At 67.8% G+C, this 20,386-nt stretch carries 14 protein-coding genes and 1 pseudogene; 3 read left to right on the top strand and 12 right to left on the bottom strand.

Annotated features, from left to right (window positions below; translation table 11 throughout):
* Positions 1 to 103 precede the first annotated feature (103 nt).
* The 6 genes from ACE37B_RS15350 to ACE37B_RS15325 all read right to left on the bottom strand — a co-directional run bounded on the left by ACE37B_RS15350 (position 104) and on the right by ACE37B_RS15325 (position 9,246).
* Positions 104 to 1,099, bottom strand: coding sequence for an ABC transporter ATP-binding protein (locus tag ACE37B_RS15350; RefSeq protein WP_409924199.1), 996 nt, complete (start codon positions 1,097 to 1,099; stop codon positions 104 to 106).
* Entirely contained in the window at positions 1,096 to 2,706 is a 1,611-nt protein-coding gene (locus ACE37B_RS15345) for an ABC transporter permease (RefSeq protein ID WP_409924198.1), read from the bottom strand. Before ACE37B_RS15345 ends, ACE37B_RS15350 begins: the two co-directional genes overlap by 4 nt.
* On the bottom strand, positions 2,703 to 3,815 hold the full coding sequence (locus ACE37B_RS15340; protein WP_409924197.1) for an extracellular solute-binding protein: 1,113 nt from the start codon (positions 3,813 to 3,815) through the stop codon (positions 2,703 to 2,705). Before ACE37B_RS15340 ends, ACE37B_RS15345 begins: the two co-directional genes overlap by 4 nt.
* Before the next feature lie 148 nt (positions 3,816 to 3,963).
* Entirely contained in the window at positions 3,964 to 5,058 is a 1,095-nt protein-coding gene (locus tag ACE37B_RS15335; protein WP_409924196.1) for an acetate/propionate family kinase, read from the bottom strand.
* Between the two features lie 3 nt (positions 5,059 to 5,061).
* On the bottom strand, positions 5,062 to 7,152 hold the full coding sequence (gene pta / locus ACE37B_RS15330) for a phosphate acetyltransferase (RefSeq protein ID WP_409924195.1): 2,091 nt from the start codon (positions 7,150 to 7,152) through the stop codon (positions 5,062 to 5,064).
* Positions 7,153 to 7,230: 78 nt separating this feature from the next.
* Complete coding sequence (locus ACE37B_RS15325) at positions 7,231 to 9,246, bottom strand: alanine racemase (protein ID WP_409924194.1); 2,016 nt, start codon at positions 9,244 to 9,246, stop codon at positions 7,231 to 7,233.
* 228 nt (positions 9,247 to 9,474) lie between these two features.
* Here ACE37B_RS15325 and ACE37B_RS15320 point away from each other — a divergent pair, with 228 nt between their 5' ends.
* Entirely contained in the window at positions 9,475 to 10,974 is a 1,500-nt protein-coding gene (locus ACE37B_RS15320) for an HD-GYP domain-containing protein (protein ID WP_409924193.1), read from the top strand.
* 31 nt (positions 10,975 to 11,005) lie between these two features.
* Here the strand turns inward: ACE37B_RS15320 and ACE37B_RS15315 are convergent.
* Positions 11,006 to 11,794 (bottom strand): annotated as a pseudogene (locus tag ACE37B_RS15315) (LLM class flavin-dependent oxidoreductase).
* A 290-nt stretch (positions 11,795 to 12,084) separates the two neighbouring features.
* On the opposite strand from ACE37B_RS15315, the gene ACE37B_RS15310 reads away from it, so the two are divergent.
* On the top strand, positions 12,085 to 12,516 hold the full coding sequence (locus ACE37B_RS15310; protein WP_409924192.1) for a hypothetical protein: 432 nt from the start codon (positions 12,085 to 12,087) through the stop codon (positions 12,514 to 12,516).
* On the opposite strand, the gene ACE37B_RS15305 is transcribed toward ACE37B_RS15310, so the two are convergent.
* Positions 12,480 to 13,274 (bottom strand): fasciclin domain-containing protein, encoded by a 795-nt coding sequence (locus tag ACE37B_RS15305; protein ID WP_409924191.1) that lies wholly within the window; start codon positions 13,272 to 13,274, stop codon positions 12,480 to 12,482. The genes ACE37B_RS15310 and ACE37B_RS15305 overlap by 37 nt on opposite strands.
* Positions 13,275 to 13,487: 213 nt before the next feature.
* Positions 13,488 to 15,299, bottom strand: a complete 1,812-nt coding sequence (locus ACE37B_RS15300) for an SLC13 family permease (protein ID WP_409924190.1) — start codon at positions 15,297 to 15,299, stop codon at positions 13,488 to 13,490.
* Positions 15,300 to 15,364: 65 nt separating this feature from the next.
* On the opposite strand from ACE37B_RS15300, the gene ACE37B_RS15295 reads away from it, so the two are divergent.
* A complete protein-coding gene (locus ACE37B_RS15295; protein ID WP_409924189.1) occupies positions 15,365 to 16,711 on the top strand; it encodes an MBL fold metallo-hydrolase in 1,347 nt (448 codons plus the stop codon).
* Here ACE37B_RS15295 and ACE37B_RS15290 read toward each other — a convergent pair.
* From ACE37B_RS15290 to ACE37B_RS15280, 3 genes are all read right to left on the bottom strand, one after another.
* A complete protein-coding gene (locus ACE37B_RS15290; RefSeq protein ID WP_409924344.1) occupies positions 16,701 to 17,984 on the bottom strand; it encodes an MFS transporter in 1,284 nt (427 codons plus the stop codon). The two genes, ACE37B_RS15295 and ACE37B_RS15290, sit on opposite strands and share 11 nt — an antisense overlap.
* On the bottom strand, positions 17,984 to 18,184 hold the full coding sequence (locus ACE37B_RS15285) for a hypothetical protein (protein WP_409924188.1): 201 nt from the start codon (positions 18,182 to 18,184) through the stop codon (positions 17,984 to 17,986). Before ACE37B_RS15285 ends, ACE37B_RS15290 begins: the two co-directional genes overlap by 1 nt.
* A gap of 103 nt (positions 18,185 to 18,287) precedes the next feature.
* On the bottom strand, positions 18,288 to 20,339 hold the full coding sequence (locus tag ACE37B_RS15280) for an alpha/beta fold hydrolase (RefSeq protein WP_409924187.1): 2,052 nt from the start codon (positions 20,337 to 20,339) through the stop codon (positions 18,288 to 18,290).
* Positions 20,340 to 20,386: the final 47 nt, after the last annotated feature.

Genomic DNA, 20,386 nt, shown 5'->3' with positions numbered 1-20,386 from the left:
GAGGTGATCGGCCGACTCGCCTGCTGTCTTGAGTACCAACTCGGTGACGAGACGCCAAGACGCCTCGACGCTGAGGTCACCGACACCGCCGGGTGCGGCCGGGTCAGTCCAGGCGGTGGAGCGGGTGATCTGCGACGATTCGCACGGCGCAGGGGGCACCGACGTCGACCAGGTCGGTACCGGCGGGCGCTTCGGCCACCAACGTCACGCCGTCGGCCCGTGCGACCTCGTATCGCCAGACCGACCCCAGATAGTGATGCGCCAACACCCGATCGGGTCCGCCCGGCTCGACACGGAGGTCGTGCGGACGGGCCATCACCACGCCGCCGTCGCCATGCGGCAGGAAGGCGACGTCGCCGAGGAAGCCCGCCACGAACCGGTCGGTCGGCGCCTCGTAGACGCGTTCGGGGTGATCGACCTGCAAGATGCGGCCGTCGCGCATCACCGCGACGCGATCGCCGACGAGCAACGCCTCGTCGCGGTCGTGCGTGACCAAGACAGCACTGGTGCGCCGCGCCCGCAACGCCGTCACGACGTCGGAGCGCAACGAGTCGCGCAGCGTGGCGTCGAGGTTCGCGAACGGTTCGTCGAGCAACACCACCGGCGGCTCCGGGGCGAGTGCGCGTGCAAGCGCTATGCGCTGCTGCTCGCCGCCGGACAACTCGTGCGGGTACCGCTTCGCGACGTCGGGCAGACGCACCAGGTCGAGCAACTCGCCGACGAGCGCGTGGCGGGCCCGACGGGACAGGTGGCGAACGCCGAAGGTCAGATTCTGGTCGATTCGAAGATGCGGGAACAGCGCATGATCCTGGAACACGAGTCCGATTCGCCGCCGCTCGGCGGGCAGCGCGCTGACGTCGACGTCGCGCAACAGCACTCGCCCCTCAGCCGGCTCGAGTCCGGCCAGAATGCGCAACAGCGTCGACTTGCCGCAGCCGCTGGGGCCGACGAGCGCCAGAAGTTCGCCGTCCTCCACCGCGAGGTCCACCGCGTCGACGATCGCCCGACCGCCGATCGTCTTACGAATGCGTTGGGCTTCGAGCGCTCGGACGCCCGGTTCGATCACGACGTCGGCGTCGGGAACCAGCGTGTCGGTCATGTCGTCACCTCAGCGCCGCGTTCCAACGCCCACAGCAGTACAGCGACCGGCACCATGCCGATTCCCACGATCGCGAGTGATGGAACCGCTGCCTGCACCCAGAAACTCTCCGACGTCGCCCGCCACACCCACACCGAGAGTGTGTCCATTCCGAACGGCCGAAGCAACAGCGTGATCGGCAACTCCTTCATGGCATCGATGGCGACCAACGCCGCGGAGGCGAGCAAACCCGTCCGGATCAACGGGAGTTCGATTCGGGTCGCGACGCGCCACGGCCCCGCACCGAGCGTGCGAGCGCCAGCAACGACGTTGGGCGGCACCTTCGACAGGCTGGCATCGACCCCCTGGTAGCTCACAGCGAGGAACCGTACCGTCAGCGCGTACACGAGACCCACGAGCGAGCCGACGAGGAGCAGGCTGCCGGGGATCCAACTGAACCGGTCGAGCGCGGCGAGTGTGATGACGACCCCGACGGCGACCACCGGGCCCGGCACCGCGTACCCGAGGGTGGCGACGCGAGCGACGACCTGGCCGGCGATGCCGCGGCGACGAGCGAGCCACGCCAGCGTGACTCCGGCGACGAGACACACGATCGTGGCGGCGCCCGCTACTTGTAGCGACGAGCTGACGTGGTGGCCGAGATCGCCCTCCATGGCCACGTTCTGGCCGGTCGCGCGGGCTTCACGAACCCATCGGATGAGCTTGACGAGCGGAATCCCGACGGCCACGGCGACGACACCCCAGCCGACCGCCATCAACGCGAGCGTGCCACCGAGACCGGTGGGTCGCGGGGCGACGGTCTGCATCCGTCCGCCCTGCGTGTAGCGCGCACGCCCACGCAGCAGTCGCTCGACGAGGATCAACAACACCGCGGCGCCGATCAGCAGTGTCGCCAACTCGGCGGCAGCATTGCGATCTCCGGTACCGAACCAGACGCGCAAGACACCGTCGGCGATCGTGCTCACGTTGAAGAGCCGCACGGTGCCGACATCGGTGAGCACCTCCATCGCCACCAGCGCCGCTCCCGCGGCGATCGAGGGTCGCGCCATCGGCAGCGTGACCCGCCACCATGCGGCCCACGGCGTGCAGCCGAGGCTGCGGGCAACGGCGATCGAGCTCGCCGACTGATCTCGGAATGCGGCACGGGCGAGCAGATACACGTACGGGAAGTACGCCATCGTGAGCACGGCGGCACACAACCAGATGCTGCGCACGCTGCGCGCACCGAGTGGGCCCTGCAGCGTGTCGAGCCAGACGAAGCCGAGCACGTAACCGGGCATCGCGAGTGGCGTCACGAGCGCCCAGCCCAGCAGACGCCGACCGGGGAAACGATGCGCGGTGACCAGCCAGGCCAGGCCCGTGCCGAGCACGGTGGAACCAACCACGACGGTCACGAGCAGCGTGACCGTGTCGCGGATCATCCCCGGAAGCCGGGTGTTCCAGAGTTCGCGCCAGACCGCGGTGTTCGGCTCGAGGATCGAGGCGATCGTCACGACCACCGGGACCGCGACGATCGACGCGACGGCGACGATCGCTACCCAACCGGGCAGCGATCGTGCGCGTCGTCGCAGGTCGATCGACGAGTCGGCGGCCGGACTCGTCGTCACTCGTATCCGGCGGCGCTCAGCACCTCGACCGCGGTCGGGTTCAGCTCACCGAGCTGTTGGACGACGGCGAGGTCGGAGGAGAACTCGCCCCAGGCAGCGACGAGATCGCTCGCCGGCACGTTCGGGTCGGCCGGGTACTCGGAGTTGGCATCGGCAAACTCCTGCTGGCCGTCGGTGGCGAGCCACTCGAGCAGCACTTTCGCGGCGTCCGGGTTCGGTGCGTTCGCCGTGACCGCACCGGCACTGACGTTCACATGGGCTCCACGACCGTCCTGCTCGGGCCACGAGATCGCGACCGGGAAGTCGGGCTCTTCCAACTGGAGACGACCGAGGTAGTAGGTGTTCGCAAGGGCAACGTCGCACTCGCCTGCGGCGACGGCGCGGTAGATGTCGGTGTCGCTGTTGATGTAGAGCGGGTCGTTCGCAACCCACGACTCGACGATCTCGGTTGCACGCTCTTCGCCCTCTGCCGCGATGATGCTCGCCACCAGCGACTGGGTGTACGGGTGCGTGCTCGGGCGCAGGCAGACGCGGCCAGCCCACTGGGGATCGCCGATGTCGGCGTACGACACCGGCGGCTCGGTGACGCGCTCGGTGCTGTAGATCGGGACGCGAGCGCGGCGGCTGAGGGAGAACCACAAACCGTCGTCACTGCGCAGCTCGTCGGGGATCGAGGTGGCGAGCGCTTCGCTGTCGATCGGGGCGAGGATGCCGGCTTGGGCGGACAGCTCGATGTTGGCGGCGTCGGCCGTGAGGACGAAGTCGGCGGGGGTGTTCTCGCCTTCCGCGATCAGGCGCTCGCGAAGTTCTGGGTCGCCACCGCTGGTGAATCGCACCTCGATACCGGTCTCCTCGGTGAAGCGTTCGAAGACGGGCTCGATGCCGTACTGGCGACCGATGTAGACGGTGACCGTGCCCGACGCCTCGGTCGCTTCGTCGGCGGGAGCCTCGGTCGTGACCGCTTCATCGGCGGGAGCCTCGGTGGTAGCTGGCTCGTCAGCGGGCGACGCTGCGTCGTCGCTGCCACATGCGGCCGCGATCGTTCCGACGGCGACGGTGAGGGCGGTGAGGCGGATGAGCCGGCCTCGGTGGGTGTGCTTCCTGATCATAGTTAGGTCATCTTAACTCACGACTTATAGGGCGCCAACTCCTTTCGTGGGGAGCGTATCCGGCAGGAGTCGGTGCGCCACGAGCCCGGTGACGACGTGCCGAGTCGAGCGCGACCGAGCCGAGTGTCGCGACCCCTGGCGGCCTCGGTCAGCCAGCGTCGACGACCATCGCGGTCTGGCGGGCGATCTCGCGTTCTTCGTCGGTCGGGATCACCAGGACGGTGACGCTCGCACCATCGGGTGAGATGACGAGTTCGTGCGTGTCGTTTCGCTCCGCGTCGATCTCGATGCCGAGGCGGCCGAGCCCGCTCAGCACGGCGGCGCGCACGCGAGCGCTCCGCTCGCCGATCCCTCCGGTGAACACGATGGCCTCGCAGCCGCCGAGCACCGCGAGGTACGCGCCGACATACGTGCGAATCCGGTGGCAGAACACGTCGAAGGCGAGTTCGGCAGCAGCGTCACCGCGTGCACTGCGCTCGAGGACCTCACGCATGTCGGACGATCCGCTGAGACCACGCAAACCCGAACCGTGGATCAGCTCAGCGATGACGTCGAGCGGGTCGCGCCCGGTGGCATGACTGACGTGCGCGATGACGGCGGGATCGATGTCGCCTGATCGGGTCCCCATCACCAGCCCTTCCAGCGGCGTCAGACCCATCGAGGTCTCGACCGATCGACCCCGAGCGATGGCCGCCATCGACGCACCGTTTCCGAGATGCGCGGTGATGAGGTCGATCTCGTCGAGTGGGCGACCCAGCAGGTCGGCGGCGCGCCGAGCGACGTACTCGTGCGACGTGCCGTGGAATCCGTACCGACGGACGCCGAGATCGGCGTACCACGACTCGGGTACGGCGTAGCGAAAAGCCGATGGCGGGAGCGTGCGGTGGAACGCCGTGTCGAACACCGCGACGTGCGCGACGTCAGGCCAGCGGCGTCGCGCCGCTTCGATGCCGAGCAGATTCGCCGGGTTGTGTAGCGGAGCCAATGGAACCAGTTCGCGCACCTCGGCGACGACGGCGTCGTCGATCAGCGTCGGCTCGGAAAACCGCTCACCGCCGTGAACGACTCGATGCCCGACGGCGTCGACTGTCGCGTCGGCCAGTTCCTCGCCGATCGCCGCCAACGCCGCAGCGTGATCGGCCACCTCTTCGATCGCACCGCCGGCGAGGCGTTCACCGCTGGACGTGTCGATCAGTTGGTACTTGACCGAGGAGCTTCCGGCGTTGAGGACCAGGACGCGCAACGCTCAGCTCCGCCCCGCCTGGATCGCGGTGATCGTGATCGTGTTGACGATGTCGGGCACGAGTGCGCCGCGCGACAGATCGTTCACCGGCTTGTTGAGTCCTTGCAGGATCGGTCCGATCGCGATGGCATCAGCGGACCGTTGCACCGCCTTGTAGGTGTTGTTGCCGGTGTTGAGGTCGGGGAAGACGAACACCGTCGCCCGGCCCGCCACTTCGCTGCCGGGCAGCTTGGCCCGGCCGACCACCGGATCGATCGCCGCGTCGTACTGGATCGGGCCCTCGACGAGCAGATCAGGTCGGTGCTCTCGGACGATCTCGGTGGCGGTCCGCACCTTCTCGACGTCGGCGCCACCGCTCGAGGCGCCCGTCGAGTAGCTGAGCATCGCGACTCGCGGCTCGATACCGAACATCTCCGCGGTGTCGGCCAGTGAGATCGCGATGTCGGCGAGTTGCTCGGCGTCGGGATCGGGGTTCACGGCACAATCGCCGTAGACGAGCACGCGATCGCTGAGCAGCATGAGGAAGCAGCTGGACACGATCGAGGTACCCGGCCGAGTCTTCACGAACTCGAGCGCCGGGCGGATCGTGTGTGCGGTCGTGTGGACGGCGCCTGACGCCATCCCGTCGACGAGGCCCTCGTACACCATCATCGTGGCGAAGAAGCTGACGTCGGTCATGATGTCACGAGCGCGCTCGAGCGTGATCCCCTTGTGGCTGCGCAGCTCGTGGTAGCGGCGAGCGAACCCATCGAGCAGGTCGGAGTCGAGCGGATCGATCACGGGGACGTCGAGGTCGAGGCCGAGCGAGTCGATGCGGGCACGAACCTGTTCGACCGGCCCGAGCAGGGTCACGTCACACACCCGGCGTCGAACGATCCGATCGGCCGCGATCAGGATGCGGTCGTCGGTGCCTTCGGGAAGGACGATGTGCGCGTTGGCCGCCTGCGCTCGCTCGACCAGGTCGTATTGGAACATGATCGGCGTGACGGTGTCGGAGCGGGCGAGTTCGATCCGCTCGGCGAGCGCGGCCACGTCGATGTGCACTTCGAACAGACCGAGGGCCGCCTCGATCTTGCGGATGTTGTCGGGGGTGATCGACCCCTCGATCTGCGCCGCCCGCACCGCCGTTTGGAACGAGTCGGTGTCGACGGCGAACATCGGCAGCGTGGTGCCTCGCCCCACTCCCTCGACGAGCCGGAGGACCCGATCGTCGGGAACCAACCCGCCGCTCAACGCCACGCCGACGACGGCCGGATAGCCCTCGGATGCACGCGTCAACGCGGCGCTCATGATCACGTCGGGCCGATCGCCAGGAGCGATGAGCAGCGTGCCTTCGGTGATCCGGTCGAGCAGGTTGGGAACGGACATCGCGGCCACTCGCAGGTCGCGCACCGGTCGTTGCAGGTCGTCGGCGTCGCCGGTGATCCACCGGCCACCGAGCCGCTCGGCGAGTTGCTCGACCGACGGCTGACGAAGCGCGGGGTCCTCCGGGACCGCCCAGGCAAGCGGCGTCGTGGCGTCGGACGAACCACTACTCGCCAGGACGCGAGTGAGCGCCGCGGTCACCTCATGGATCGATGCCGGGTCGGCACGGTTGACGATGGTCGCGATCAACTCGCCGCCCAACGACTCCCGCCCGACGGCAGTGGCGTCGACGATCTCGTCGACGGTCCGGTCGTGACCATTCACGACGGCGACGACGGCGGCGCCGAGGTTTCGGGCGAAGCTGGCGTTGGCTTCGAGTTCGACCGGTGCGTCCGGCCCGGTGAAGTCGCTGCCCTCGATCACCACGATGTCGCAGTGCGCTTCGATCTGCTTGTAGCGGCGCAGCGCTCGAGCCATGGCCGCAGCGGAGCCGTGCTCGGCGACGATCTGGCGGTACTCCTCCGCGGTGAATCCGTACCCGACGCACTCGTCTGGCAACCGGTAGCGGGCTCGGATGAGCTCGAGGTCGTTGTCGGGCGATCGCGGCACCACCGGCCGGTAGAAGCCGACCGACTTGACGCGCCGTGCGAGCATCTCGACGAGCCCGAGCGTGACGAGGAACTTCCCACTGGCCGCGCCCATCGCGGTCACGTACACCGATCGTGACACGCTTCGACGCTACCGCGAATCGCGGCCCGCCGGCCTCGAGGTCATCGCCACCTCTACGACCTTCGCGTCACCCGACACTCACCAGTGACGCAGATCGATGGGCCACCGGTCGATGATCTGGTCGCCGTCGATCAACCACATGTCCTGGTGCCGCACCACCGTCGAGTCGAGATGCGCCGGCTGCAGTCTGATCAGGTCGCCAATCGACCACGCGCCGGGGTCGTCGGGCGCCAGCGTCATGTGTTCGCCCGAACAGCCTCGCACCGTGCCGTGCGCCCAACTCGGATTGCCGTGGTCCGTGCCCAAGGCAGTCAGCCCGGCGTCGGCGATCAGCATGCCGTCGGGACGCACAGCGATCACCGTGGCGAGGAGTTCGAGCGCGATGTCGAAGGGCAGATCGAGTTGGGCGTCGTGCGTGTCCATCAAGCAGTAGCTGCCGGCTCGTATCTCGGTGCACCAGGTGTTGGTGTCGAACGTGCCGGTTCCACCTCCGGAGATGACGTCGCCTCCGACCGCGTCGGCTGCGGCCAGGAGCGTCGCCATCGATGCTTCGACGAGTTCGAGCCGCGTCGCCCGATCCGTCACCATCATCACGTGAGCCTCGTGGCTCATGACGCCTCGCACCTCGAGGCCAGCCGTACGCGCGCGTTCGGCGAGACGCCCGGCATCATCGGGTCGGCAGCCGCCACGAAGCGCTCCGACGTCGACGTCGATCAAGACCGAACGAATGCCACCGACGATCGCTGCGTCGAGGGTGGCGTCGCTGCCGACGGCGACGGTGATGCGGGCCTCATCGGCCAGCGCTCCGAGCCGAGCGGTGTCGAGCGTCTCGTTGGCAAGGAGCAGATCATCGTCGAGGCCAGCTTCGACCAAGCCCTCGATCTGTCGTGGCGTCGCCGCACAGAGGGCCGTGTGTCCGTCCGCTGCCAGGCGCTTCGCCAACGCGGTCGACGCGAACGCCCCCACGTGAGGACGCAACTCGAGGCCGGGACGCCGGGCATCCATCGCGGCACAGTTCGCAGCGAAGACGCCAGCGTCGACCACCAACGCCGGCGTCGACAGGTCGGCGACCCGGGCGGGATCGCCCGCTCCACGACGTCGACGCGCCAACACGGGCGGCAGGCGACCCGAGCCGAGGGCTTCGTGGATCGTCAAGGCGACGACCGGGTCCTCGAGGTAACCCTCCACCCGGTGATGGTTCGGCGACGGGTTGACCACCGCGTCGTGGTCGAGGATCGGAGGCGAGACGTCGAAGTAGCGCTGATCCAAAGGATGCAGCGCCACGACGTCACGATCGTCGTAGGCGTTCAGCCAGTTCGCCACCGCGGCGGGATGCACCACTGGGCTGACCGCGTCACGGATGGCGGAGACGCCGAGCGGCGACCCGAGCGTGACGAAACTCGCGATCGAGCGCTCGGACGAGAGGCCGCCGTGGGCGAGCAGTTTGTATGCGATGACCGATCCCAGCGAGTGCGCCACGACGACGATCCGATCACCCGGAGAGCACTGGTCGAACGCGGCGGCGACGACCGCGTCGATCTCGGCGTGGACCTGTTCGTTCTTCAGATACTGGGCGACGTCGCCCGCCGCGTACGCGACGCTGGCTGCACTGGCACCCGGGACGAGGCGATCGAGGATCGACAGGCCCGCCTGCACCCACTCCCAGCTCAACGCGCCGCCGACTCGTGCGCCCCCGGGCTCGTTGTCGGCCGGGGGCTCGGCGACGGCAGGCTCGAGATCGGCCGGCTCGGGATCGATCTCGGCTTCGATCGTCTCGGCGGACACACCCGACGCTCCGAGGACCTCGCCGACCACTTCTCGGCCGAGGCGGATGGTGGCCTCCTCGTCGTCGGAGACCCCGGGTGCGACGTCGTCGCCGATCACGGCTTCGGCTTCGTCCAGGGAGTCTTCCCGAGTGAGTTCGAACAGCGCGTCGCCGAAGAACGGGAAGATCACGTCGTCGTCGACGATGGGGCTCGTCAGGCCGAGTCGATCGAACCCCCGTTGCAGGGAGGCGATCCAGTGCGCGCGCAGTTCGTCCGGATCGCGGCCCTGCTGGTTACGACCGTGGATGAAGATCAGCTTCGCCGCCACGAGGCCCAGTGTCGCGCAGCCATCGACGTCATCGGTGCGTCACGGCGGCGCAGCATCGGCCGACCCGGCGGAACGGTTGACGGGAACGGTGATCCTGACCTGGGTGCTCGCCTGGAGCTTCGTCCCGACCACGGCGCGCCTGATCGACCGGGGTTCGACGACCGGCCGCGGGTCGACAACAAACGCGAAACAGCTCACCTGGGGCGACCAACGGTCCGATGACACGTCATGTCGCTCAGGACGGGGGCTCGCATCTGGATCGTCGGCGTCTGGATCGTCGCGCTCACCACCCTGCTCCTGACGAGTGTGACCACCGACGTGGTCTGGTATCAGCCGGTGCTGTTGTTCTGGGTGGTCGTGATCGGCGCTGGAGCATGCGCCGTCTTCGCTGCCGTGCTCGTCGTTCGAGCGTTCGCGTCCGCGACGGCCGAGACGGCGCTGTTCGGATCGTTCGTCTGGGCCATCTCGATCCTCCCCTTCGCGCACGGCCTGCTGACGCCCGGCGTGCTGTACGACGCGAACGAGGCCTTCGCGTTGTCGGTGCAACTCGCGATCCCGGTCGGCGCGATCAGCATCCTCCCGCTCGCCCTCCCCCGCAGTCGCCGAGCGAACCGCATGGCGGCCCGCTGGCGCACTCTGGTCCCCGCACACATGGGCGCCACCGCCATCTTGACCATCGTGCTCCTCGTGTCGCCGGACTCCATCCCCGCGGCTCCCACCGGCAGTCCGGCAGCCATCGCCATCGCGGTGGCATCGATGGCGGTCGCCGGCGGACTGTCGTGGCGACATGCCGGCCTCGCGATGATCTCGGGCAGTTGGGCTGCGTTCGCGGTTGCGGCCGGTGTCGTGCTCGTCGGGTCGGTACCGAGCATCTTCTTCGCCGCCGACGGCTTCGGCGCGGCATTCTGGCTCGCCCACGTGTTCGACATCGTGGGGGTGTTCCTCGCAGCGATCCTCGCCATGGTGGCGTACCGGCGCTCCGGGACGCTCACACAGCTGCTGGAGACCGTCGAAGCAGTCACGCCACTGCATTCGCTCGAGGTCGGTCTCGACGACATCGTGCATCGCTTCGTCGCCGAACTCGACCGCAAAGATCAGATCACGCGAGACCACGTCGTGCGAACCGCGCGGCTCGCGGTCGAGGTGTCGACCGAACTGCGACTGCCACCCGCCGACGTTCGCCTCGTCGGTATCGGAGCGATCCTGCACGACGTCGGCAAGTTGATGGTGCCCGGTGAGCTCCTCGCCAAGCCCGGAAGCCTCACCGCCGACGAGTTCGCCGTCATCAAGACGCACGCGCAACTCGGGGCGGACCTCGTGTCGACGTCGCCCGTGCTCGGCCCGGTCACCGAGATCGTTCGAGGCCATCACGAGCGGATCGACGGCGCCGGCTACCCACAGGGACTGTCCGGCGACCGCATTCCCCTCGGCGCGCGCATCGTGTCGACCTGCGACGCCTTCGACGCGATGGCGAACACCCGCCAATACCGCGAGGGCATGGGACGCGATCGAGCGTTGACCATCTTGCGCGAGCACGCCGGCGCGCAGTGGGATGCCGACGTGGTCGCGGCGCTCGAACGTGTCGTGGGCCGCCACGACCTGCTGGATGCCGGGGTGCTCGACCGTGTCGGTCGCGACGTCGTTCTCGACGATGCGCACCACTGGTGCAGTTGCCGCGACGCTCTCCCGAACCAGTTCGCATCAGCGGGCGCCGACGCCGCCGGTTGATCGCAACCGGTCGGCATCCACCCGACAGCGATCAGCGAGCGGTGACCTTCAGGCCGATCTCGCCGAGCAGGGCGATGGGCTCGGTGTGGTGACCGTTGGCCGGAAGGTCGAGGGTGAGGCCGTCGAGACCGGCGTCCATCACCGCTTGGAGCCGCTCGCCGACGGTGTCGGCATCGCCGAAGATGAGCATCGACTTCACCATCCCGGCGATCTCCGGACTCCAGCCCTTCGCTGCGGCCATGTCGGCGACGTCGGCCTCGGCCGCTTCCACGGTCGCCGCGACGATCACCATCTGCATCGCGGTCACGACGATCTCGGATCGGTCGCGCCCGACCTGTTCGCAGTGGCGCGCGAGCGCGTCGAGCTTGCGGGGAACGTCGTCGGGGCCGACCCGGACGAGGTTCGACTCGTCTGCCTACTGCGCCACCATCCGCAACGTCTTCTTCTCACCCGAGCCCCCGATCATGATCGGGATCTTCGACACCGGAGCGGGCGAGTTGACGGCGTCGGTCACCTGATAGTGCTTGCCGTCGAAACTGACCGGCTCGGCGCGCAGCATCGGACCGATGATCTGCAGCGACTCCTCGAGCTTTTCGAAGCGGTCGGTGAACGTGCCGAACTCGTAGCCGAGTGAGTCGTGTTCGAGCTCGAACCACCCCGCGCCGATTCCGGGCAGTTGATAGAAGTGGTCCATCACGAAGATCCGGTCGAACCCGGCTGCTTCGGCGGCTTTGGCCTGGGCGACGACGTTGTCGAAGATGTCGCCGCCGCTGATGCCGGGGTAGGTGAAGTTCGGGATCTGGTAGCCGAGTCGGGTCATCGGAACACTCCTGCCCCGGGAGACGGCTGACGCTTTCGAGACAAAACGTCAGGACGCAGAAGCTGACACATTCGGAACCATGTGTCAAGCTGTGGGATGCGGCCGGTACGGAAAGCAGTGACGAACGCGCAGCACCCGGCCGCAGTCAGGCAGCGATCCAACGGCAAACCGGATGGGCTGAACTCTTGGCGCTCGCACCCAAGGGCTTCAAGTCCGACACCCCGACCGTCGCCGCGGACATCGCTGCTGCCGCACCCACCAACTCGACCGACATCCAGCGGTAGATCCTGATGGAGCGATCGTTCTTCGATCAGGTGCAGGACGTGTTCGAGGGCTTCGTTCTCGACGTCGACGGCGTGCTCCACTCGAGTACACATCGGCGCGGCATCAAGGTCTGGTACGACGACTCGGCCCGCGAGCACTACGAGGCCCAACTCGTCCGAGTCGGCGGCAAGGTCGTGCTCGAAGTGGGGTTCCACGCGGAGTATCCGAAACCCGACCAGAGCCAGGCCGCGCTCGACCGGCTTCTCCGCGACGAGGTCGCGTGGCGTGGTGAACTCGGCGACGAACCCGAAGCGGGCGTGTTCATCGGCGTCGACCGATGGCGCCGCATCTCGGAGGTCTGGCAGGAGCCCGACACCGACGACGTCGACGCGGCGATCGAGATCGCAGCCCGCCTCGCAGACTACGTCTCGGTACTGGAGCCGCTCCGACGTGCGTGATACCCGAGCGCCCGCCGTCGCCGGACCAGCGCAACGACGCTGGCGACGAGAACACCGAGTCCGATCAGCGTCAGGAGCGGCGACCGGAAGAACAGGGTGTAGATCACCCGTTCCGCCCAGGATGTCGCCGACGCGTCGGTGATCACCGCGTCGATCGAGAAAACCGAGCCCGTCTGCGTGCACCACGATGTGTGCCCGATGTTCGCGTCCTCCACGGTCAACACCCCGTCGTCCTCACGGGTTCGCACCCGTTGATCCGAACCCGTGAGGATCCCGGTGCGGGTCTGGTGCACGATCTCGCCGCCGTCGAGGAGGTACTCGGGCGTGATGATGGGATACGGCCCCTCCGGGGTTCGCCTCGGCGGCGTGATGTGGTACCCGAGGACGGCCTTGATCTCAGCGTCGGACAGAGTGGACACGGCGTCGCCGAGCTCGGCGAATGCCGCATCCGTCGGGGCCCACACGGTCTTGTCCGACAGAACCGGGTCCGACAGGATCTCGAATCCCTCGGAGTCGTACCGGCTCAGCTGGTCGAGGAACGTGTCGTGCTCGCCGGTCGCTCGGAGCACGTCGACGACGCTCGCGCCGCTCCCGCCGTCTTCGCAGACGAAGCGATAGTCGCCGCCGGCGGCGACATTGTCCGCCGATCCCGGTGCGCTTCCAGCCTGCGCGACCGGGACGGTCGAGAGCAGGCAGAAGACGGCGCTCGCCAGCGCAACGCAGGCGCGTGTACCGGTCGATCTCGGTTGGTCGGCCACGTTGCGATTCCTCCGGTGGATGGCTGCGGCGAGTTCCGCAGCAGTACCACCGATCCTCGTCAACCGACAACTTCGTGTCGTCAGCCTGCGAGATCGATCACCTCATCTTCTCGGCCAGCCCGAGTCAGAGGAAATGGCGGCCGTGAGCAAGGACCACGATCACGTCGATCGCCCCACCGCCGCGACAGGCAGGGTTGACGAGGTCGAAGCGGGTCACGCGAAGGCGTTGACCGCCGGAATCAGCACGACGAGGAAGACGCACGTCATCACGCTGCCCGCCCGGAGGTAGTCCGACACTCTGTACCCGCCGGGGCCCATCAGCAACGCGTTCACCTGATGCGTCGGGAGCAGGAAGGCGTTCGACGCTGCCAAGGCCACGATCAGGCCGAATTGCGCCGGATCAGCACCGACGCCGACCGCGACGTTGGCGGCCAACGGCACCAACAGCACCGTGGCACCGACGTTGGACACCACCAACGTGAACACGGTGGCGAGCAGCGCGACGACGAGTTGCACGCCCCAGACCGGGAACCCGTCGACCGCGTCGATCACGCGCTCGGCGATCCACGCCGCCGTACCCGTGTCCTCCACCGCCTGGCCGAGCGGGATCAGCGCAGCCAGGAGGAACACCGTCTTCCACGACACGGCCCGATAGGCCTCGTCGGGAGAGAGCACGCCGGCCACGATCACGACGACCGCGCCGGTCATCAGACCGAGCGAGAGTTGCAGGTTGCCGACGATCACGAGGCCGAGCGCGGCGACCAAGGCACCGACGGCCCACCACCGTTTGGACGAACGAGGCGGCTCGGCTGGGTGCTCGGTGAGCACGACCATCGAGGGGTCGTCGTCGAGTTCGGCGAGACGATCCCAGGGGGCGAGCACGATCATCACGTCGCCGCCACTGAGCTGCCGGTTGCGGAGGTCCGAGGTGACGACCTCGCCGCGCTGGTAGAGACCGAGCAGCACCACCCCGTAGCGGTGGCGGAGTCGCAACTCCTCCACCCGACGGCTCACCGCGTCCGATCCGGGCCGAACGACGACCTCGGCGAGACCCGTGCGTTCGTCGTCGTCGAGCACCGAGAACCACTGGCCGTCACCGGCGAGCAGGCCGTTTCGTTCGACGAAACCGTCGACCTCGTCATCAGGTCCGACGAGCGCGACCGCCATGCCCACTGCGAGATACTCATCGCGCGACGGCCCGACTCGCACACCGTCGGGGTCACTCATCGCGACGAGGCGCACGTTGCCCGACTGCGCCTCGATCTCGCCGATCGTGTCGTCGAGGAGTGGGCTGCCAGCAGGCACGACGAAGGGTTGCAGTTCGTCGTCGAGGCCGTAGGTCGACGCAACGTCGGGGAGTGCTGCCCTCGACCCGCGTTCGGCGGACACGACAGGCAACAGCCACCGGCCGAGCAGCGCGAACACGGCGATCCCCGATGCGAGCAGGGCCAGCCCGATGGGCGTCGGGGCAAACAACCCGTAGGGCTCGAAGTCGGGTTCGGCGCCCGCCGCCGACGCCGCAAGCAGATCGTTGAGCAAGATGAGCGGCCCCGAGGCGACGAGGGTGAGTGTCCCGCCGAGGATCGCGGCGAACCCCATCGGCATCAACAATCGGGACGCGGCGAGCCCGGTCCGCTCGGCTACACGTTCGACCACCGGGAGGAACAGCGCCGCTGCGCCGATGTTCTGCATGAAGGCGCTGATCGTGCCGACGGCGGACGACACCGTCACGAGGACACGTCGCTCGGTCGCCCCGCCGATCCGCAGGATGAATGCCGCCACCGACCGCATCACCCCCACCCGATCGAGGGCAGCGCCGAGGATCATCACGGCAATGATCGAGATCACGGCGTTCGACGAGAAGCCGGCGAACACGTCCCCGGCCGGGACGAGCCCGGTCAGGCCGATGACCACCATGATGCCGATGGCGGCGACGTCGATGCGTACCACCTCGGTCACGAAGAGCACGACGGTGCCAGCCAGCAACGCCACCACCAGCACCATGTCGGCCGTCAGACCTGCCATGACGGCATCCTAGAACGAAACTCGTTTAAAGTACGTACAATTGACCCGGTCGGAAGGACCCCGGAATGCACGTGATCACCATCGAGACCGCCTCACTCGGCGACCGGTCGTACCTCGTCCACGATGGAGCCGTCGCGCTCGTCGTCGACCCGCAGCGCGACGTCGATCGACTGCTCGACGCCGCCGATCGGGCCGGGGTCGTCATCACCCACGTCGCGGAGACGCACGTACACAACGACTACGTGAGCGGCGGGCTCACGCTCATGCGTCTCACGGGAGCGACCTACTTGCACGCGGCCGCCGAGCCTCTCCGCTTCGACCACCACGAGGTGTCCGACGGTGACGTCGTGCAGGTCGGGTCGATGCGGGTCGAGGTTCGTCACACACCGGGCCACACACCGCACCACCTCTCTTACGTCGTCACCGTCGATGGCAACTCGCCAGCGGTGTTCACCGGCGGGTCGATGCTGTACGGCACGGTCGGGCGCACGGATCTGATCGGCCCCGAGTCGACCAAGGAGCTGACCCACGCCCAGTACCGGTCGGTCAACGCACTCGCCGCATCGCTGCCGGACGACACGACGGTCTACCCCACCCACGGCTTCGGGAGCTTCTGCGCGTCGGCCGCCAGCGAGCTGGAGTCCGACGGCACACTGGGCACCGAACGCACGGCGAATCTTGCGCTCAGGGCAGCCGACGAAGACACGTTCGTCGACCAACTGATCGCCGGTCTCGACGCGTTCCCGAAGTACTACGCGCACATGGGGCCACTGAACATCGCAGGTGTGGCCGCCGCCGACTTCTCCCCGCCGGCGGAGGTCGACCCCGTCGAGCTGGCCCGCCGAATCCATCGCGGGGAATGGGTGGTCGACCTTCGACCACGGCGGGCGTTCGCCGAATCGCATCTCGCCGGCACGATCGGCATCGAACTGTCGGACAGCTTCTCGACCTATCTCGGCTGGCTCGTCCCGTGGGGCATGCCGGTCACTCTCCTCGCTGACCGTCACGACGACATCACCGAGGCACAGCAACAGCTCGTTCGCATCGGGATCGACCGGCCTGCTGGCGCCGCCGAAGGTGGGCTCGACCGCTGGGCCCCCGACGCGGATCGCAGCTCCTACGAGGTCACCACGTTCGCCGGGCTCGGGCAACTCGACGAACCAACGGTCCTCGACGTTCGTCAACACGGCGAGTTCGCTGACGGTCATCTCGCCGGCTCGACCCACATCCCGCTGCACGAACTCCTCGATCGGCTCGACGAGGTACCGACCGGTCGGGTCCATGTGCACTGCCAGAGCGGGTACCGAGCCTCGGTCGCCTCCTCGCTCCTCGACCGCGCCGGCCGCGAGATCGTCCTCATCGACGACGACTTCGGCCGCGCAGCCGACTCGGGTCGCCCGATCATCGTCTGACGTCCTGCGCTGGCGAGATCACACGAGGGGTTCGCAGGCCGACGTAGATCGCTCCCAGAACCAACAATGCGGTGGCGACGGTCATGGCTTGCGAGAAGCCGTCGGCCAGCGACTCACGCACGATGGTGACGATCAGTGGAGCGTCCGGTCCGCTCTGCTCGGCGACTCCGAAGCCCGCTGCCGCCGAGTTGCGTACCGCGTCGAGCGTTTCGACGCGAAGCAGTGCGGCTGCGTCGTCGATCGACGCGCGGTAGCCCGCGGTGAGTGCTGATCCGATGATGGCGATACCGATCGCGCCTCCGAGTTCTCGTGCGACGTCGTTCATCGCAGAAGCAACGCCTTGTTTGGCGCTGGGAAGCGCTTCGACGATCGCCTCGGTTGCGGGAGGCGCTGCGAGCCCCATGCCCGAACCGAAGACGACGAGCGCTGCAGCGAACACCCAGTACGGCGTCGAGATGTCGACGAGCGCGAACGTGCCGGTGCCGATCGCCATCAGGACCAGACCCGACGCGCCCACGGCGCCTCGTCCGAGTGCGATCGACCAACCCGGCGCTTTGGTCGACAGATACGGGAGCAGCACACCGACGGGCAGCAACGCTGCGGCGATCTGGAACGGGCTGTAGCCCGCCACGAAGCCGAGATATTGCGCGGCGACGAAGAAGAAGCCGAACACCACCAGGAACTGCACGAAGATCGACGCCGAGCCCGTACTGAACCCGCGCAGCCTGAACAACCGGATGTCGAGCAACGGCGTCGGTGTGCGCAGTTCCCACCAGGCAAAGCCGACGAGGCCGACCGCAGCAGCGATGAAGCCGCCCACGGTGACCGGATCTGCCCATCCCTTCACCGGCCCCTCCGTGATCGCGATGACCAGTCCCCCGATGCCCACCAGGGACAGCAGCGCGCCAGGCGGATCGATGTTGGCGTGGTCGGGGTCGTTCGTCTCGGGGACGAACATCACGGTCATCAGCCCCACCACGGCAGCGGCGATCGCCATGGCGAGAAAGATCGATCCGAACCAGAAGGTTTCGACGAGCGCACCAGCGACGAGCATGCCGATGGTCCCGCCCAGCGAGGCGCTGGCAGTCCACATCCCGATCGCCATGCCACGCCTCGCGGTCGGCATGGCTGACGTGAGCGTCGACAATGTCCCCGGGAAGATCATCGCGGCACCCACACCACCGACCACGCGCGCAGCAATGAGCACTCCGACCGAGCCCGCAAGCGAGGCCCACAACGATCCCGCGATGAACACGGCGAACCCGATGAGCATCAAGCGGCGACGTCCGAACTCGTCTCCGAAGGCCCCATCGGGAGCAGCAGTGCAGCGAGGCTGATGGCGAAGGCATCGACGATCCACTGCAGGTCGGATTGAGTCGCACCGAACTCGCGACCGAGCGACGAGATGACGACGCTGAGACTCGCGACCCCGGCGATGATCAGCACCACCGACAGACACATCGATGCGATCACCCAGTTGGTTCTGATCGGTGCGCCTCGACGACCTGACCGAGCTCCCCTGCGAACCCGCCAGCACCACCGTCACCGGGCACCCATCGTCACCGGGCACCCATCGTCACCGGGCACCCAGCCATTGCTCGACCACGTCGCCGACCTCTCGGAGCCACGGGTCGAAGACGATGAAGTGGTCGGCTCCGTCGAGGTATTCGGTGGTGACCGCTGCACCGTTCGATTCCAGAGCCGCACTGAAGTCGTCGGATGTCGCTATCGGGACGATCCGGTCTGCTCGTCCGTGGATGAGCAGTGCATCGAGTCCGTCGGCCGACTCCAGCTGTTCGAACGGGTTGAACGTCTGCCAGCGAGCAGCTTCGTCCTCGGAGCCTGGGGGCGGTTCGGCGCCATAGACGTCGTAGGTGCCAGCGAGACCGATGAAGCCGTCGGGAGTGGCGGCAAGGGTCTCGTCATTCGAGCACTGACCGGAGATCGAGTCTCCGTTCAGGCTCACCGTTGCGGCAACGACACCACCCGCCGAGTATCCGACGACCACGACGTCATCCGGGTCGCCTCCGTACTGCTCGGCGTTCTGCCGCGCGAAGCGGACGGCGCACGCCGCCTGGAAGTTGCTTCCCGACGAGTTGGACGACTGGTTGAACTGCCAGTCGGTGTTGAACACGACGTTGCCTCGCGCAGCCAACTCCGCGGACAGCTGCGTCGTGATGCTGCGACCTTGGGGGACACCGTGGAGCACGACGATCACCGGGGCCTGTTCGATCCCGTCGATCGCGAACACGTCGAGTAGTGGGGTGTCGGCAGCGTCGCTTGCCGCATCGGCTCCGTAGTCGACGTCGACCGCCACCGGCCGCAGCGCTGCTTCGGCGGGGAGGGTCATGCCCGCCGTGCCGACATCGATGGCGACGAGGCCGGGTCCCGGTGTGGCGCCAGCCTCGACGCTGCCGCCGGCCAGATTGGCGGCGTACATGGTCGATGCAGTCGCACCGACCCCGAAGGCAATACTGGCCGGGCCGTCGAAGCCGGCGTCGGCCCCTCCGGCGATGGGGACGATCGAGCCATCCGGATCGACGCGGACGACGCCGTTGGTGATCACATCGGTCACGTAGACGCGACCCGACTCGTCGAGCGCGATGCCGTCGTTGATGAAGGCCGCGTCGGTGATCGCGTACGGCACGATGTCGCCGGGGCTGCCGTCCTCGAGCACCGGGATGCGGATGATCGACGTCTGCTGGAGGATGTTCACGTACAGCAGGCCCGCCCGGTACGCAATGCCGTTGGCTCCATTCGGCTTCGCGAGCCCGAACCGGTTCGGGCCGCCCAGTTCGGTGTTCTCGAGCCACTTCTCGGAGGTTCCGTCGGGCGTGATCCTCCAGATCGCACCCAGCGGTACGTCGCCGTCCATGCCGGAAAAGGACTCGGTGACGTAGAGGTTCCCGGCGTCGTCGAACGCCATCGCATTGGCGAAGAGCATCCCGTCCGTTCCGGCGAACCGGGTACCCTCGCCGGTCCGGCAGTCGAACTTCCACACACCGGCCCGGCCGGGGCTGTCGACCGCTGCGTACAGGTGGCCATCGGCATCGAACGCCAACCCGAGGATCCCGAAGTGCTCGACGAAGTAGGCCTCCGGGGCCAGGTCCCAGTCCGGGATCTGCGCGAACACCTCGTACTCTCCCGAACCGGGAGCGAGCCTCACCACCTGGCCGAGCGCGGGCAGCGACACATACACGTTGCCCGACGGATCGACCGCGAGGCCCTCGGCGACCTCGAGCGCGGTCGGGTCGAACGACGCGACGATGCCAGCCGGCTGCGACGTCTCGTTGGGAATCGGGGCCGGGCAGACGTCATCGGCCGGTTCCTCGGGAATGATCGCGGCGAGGCTGGTCGCGGGAGCGATGTCGACCGTGGTGGTCGAAGGTCGCGGCGACGTCGACTCGTCGATCGGCGTCGACTCGTCGATCGGCTCTGCGCCTGCCGGGCCGGAATCGGGCACAGCCACCGATGCGACCGAATCGGGTGTCGCCTCCGACGACGGATCGCTGCCTGAGCACGCTGCCACCACCACCATGGCAACAGCGACGAGGGACGCCTTCGCCCGCCGTGTCGTCGCCCGAGTTCGTGCCGAGCCGATTGCGCCAGTGGGGTTCTCTCGTGTCATGGAGACACCATCGCCCGCGCCACTTTCGAGTCGCTGACGAACCGCTG

The sequence above is a fragment of the Ilumatobacter sp. genome, assembly GCF_046290335.1.
In the GTDB taxonomy this organism is placed as follows: Bacteria; Actinomycetota; Acidimicrobiia; order Acidimicrobiales; family Ilumatobacteraceae; genus Ilumatobacter_A.
Note: the sequence above shows the minus strand (reverse complement) of the source record. Positions and strands in the feature narration are given on the sequence as shown.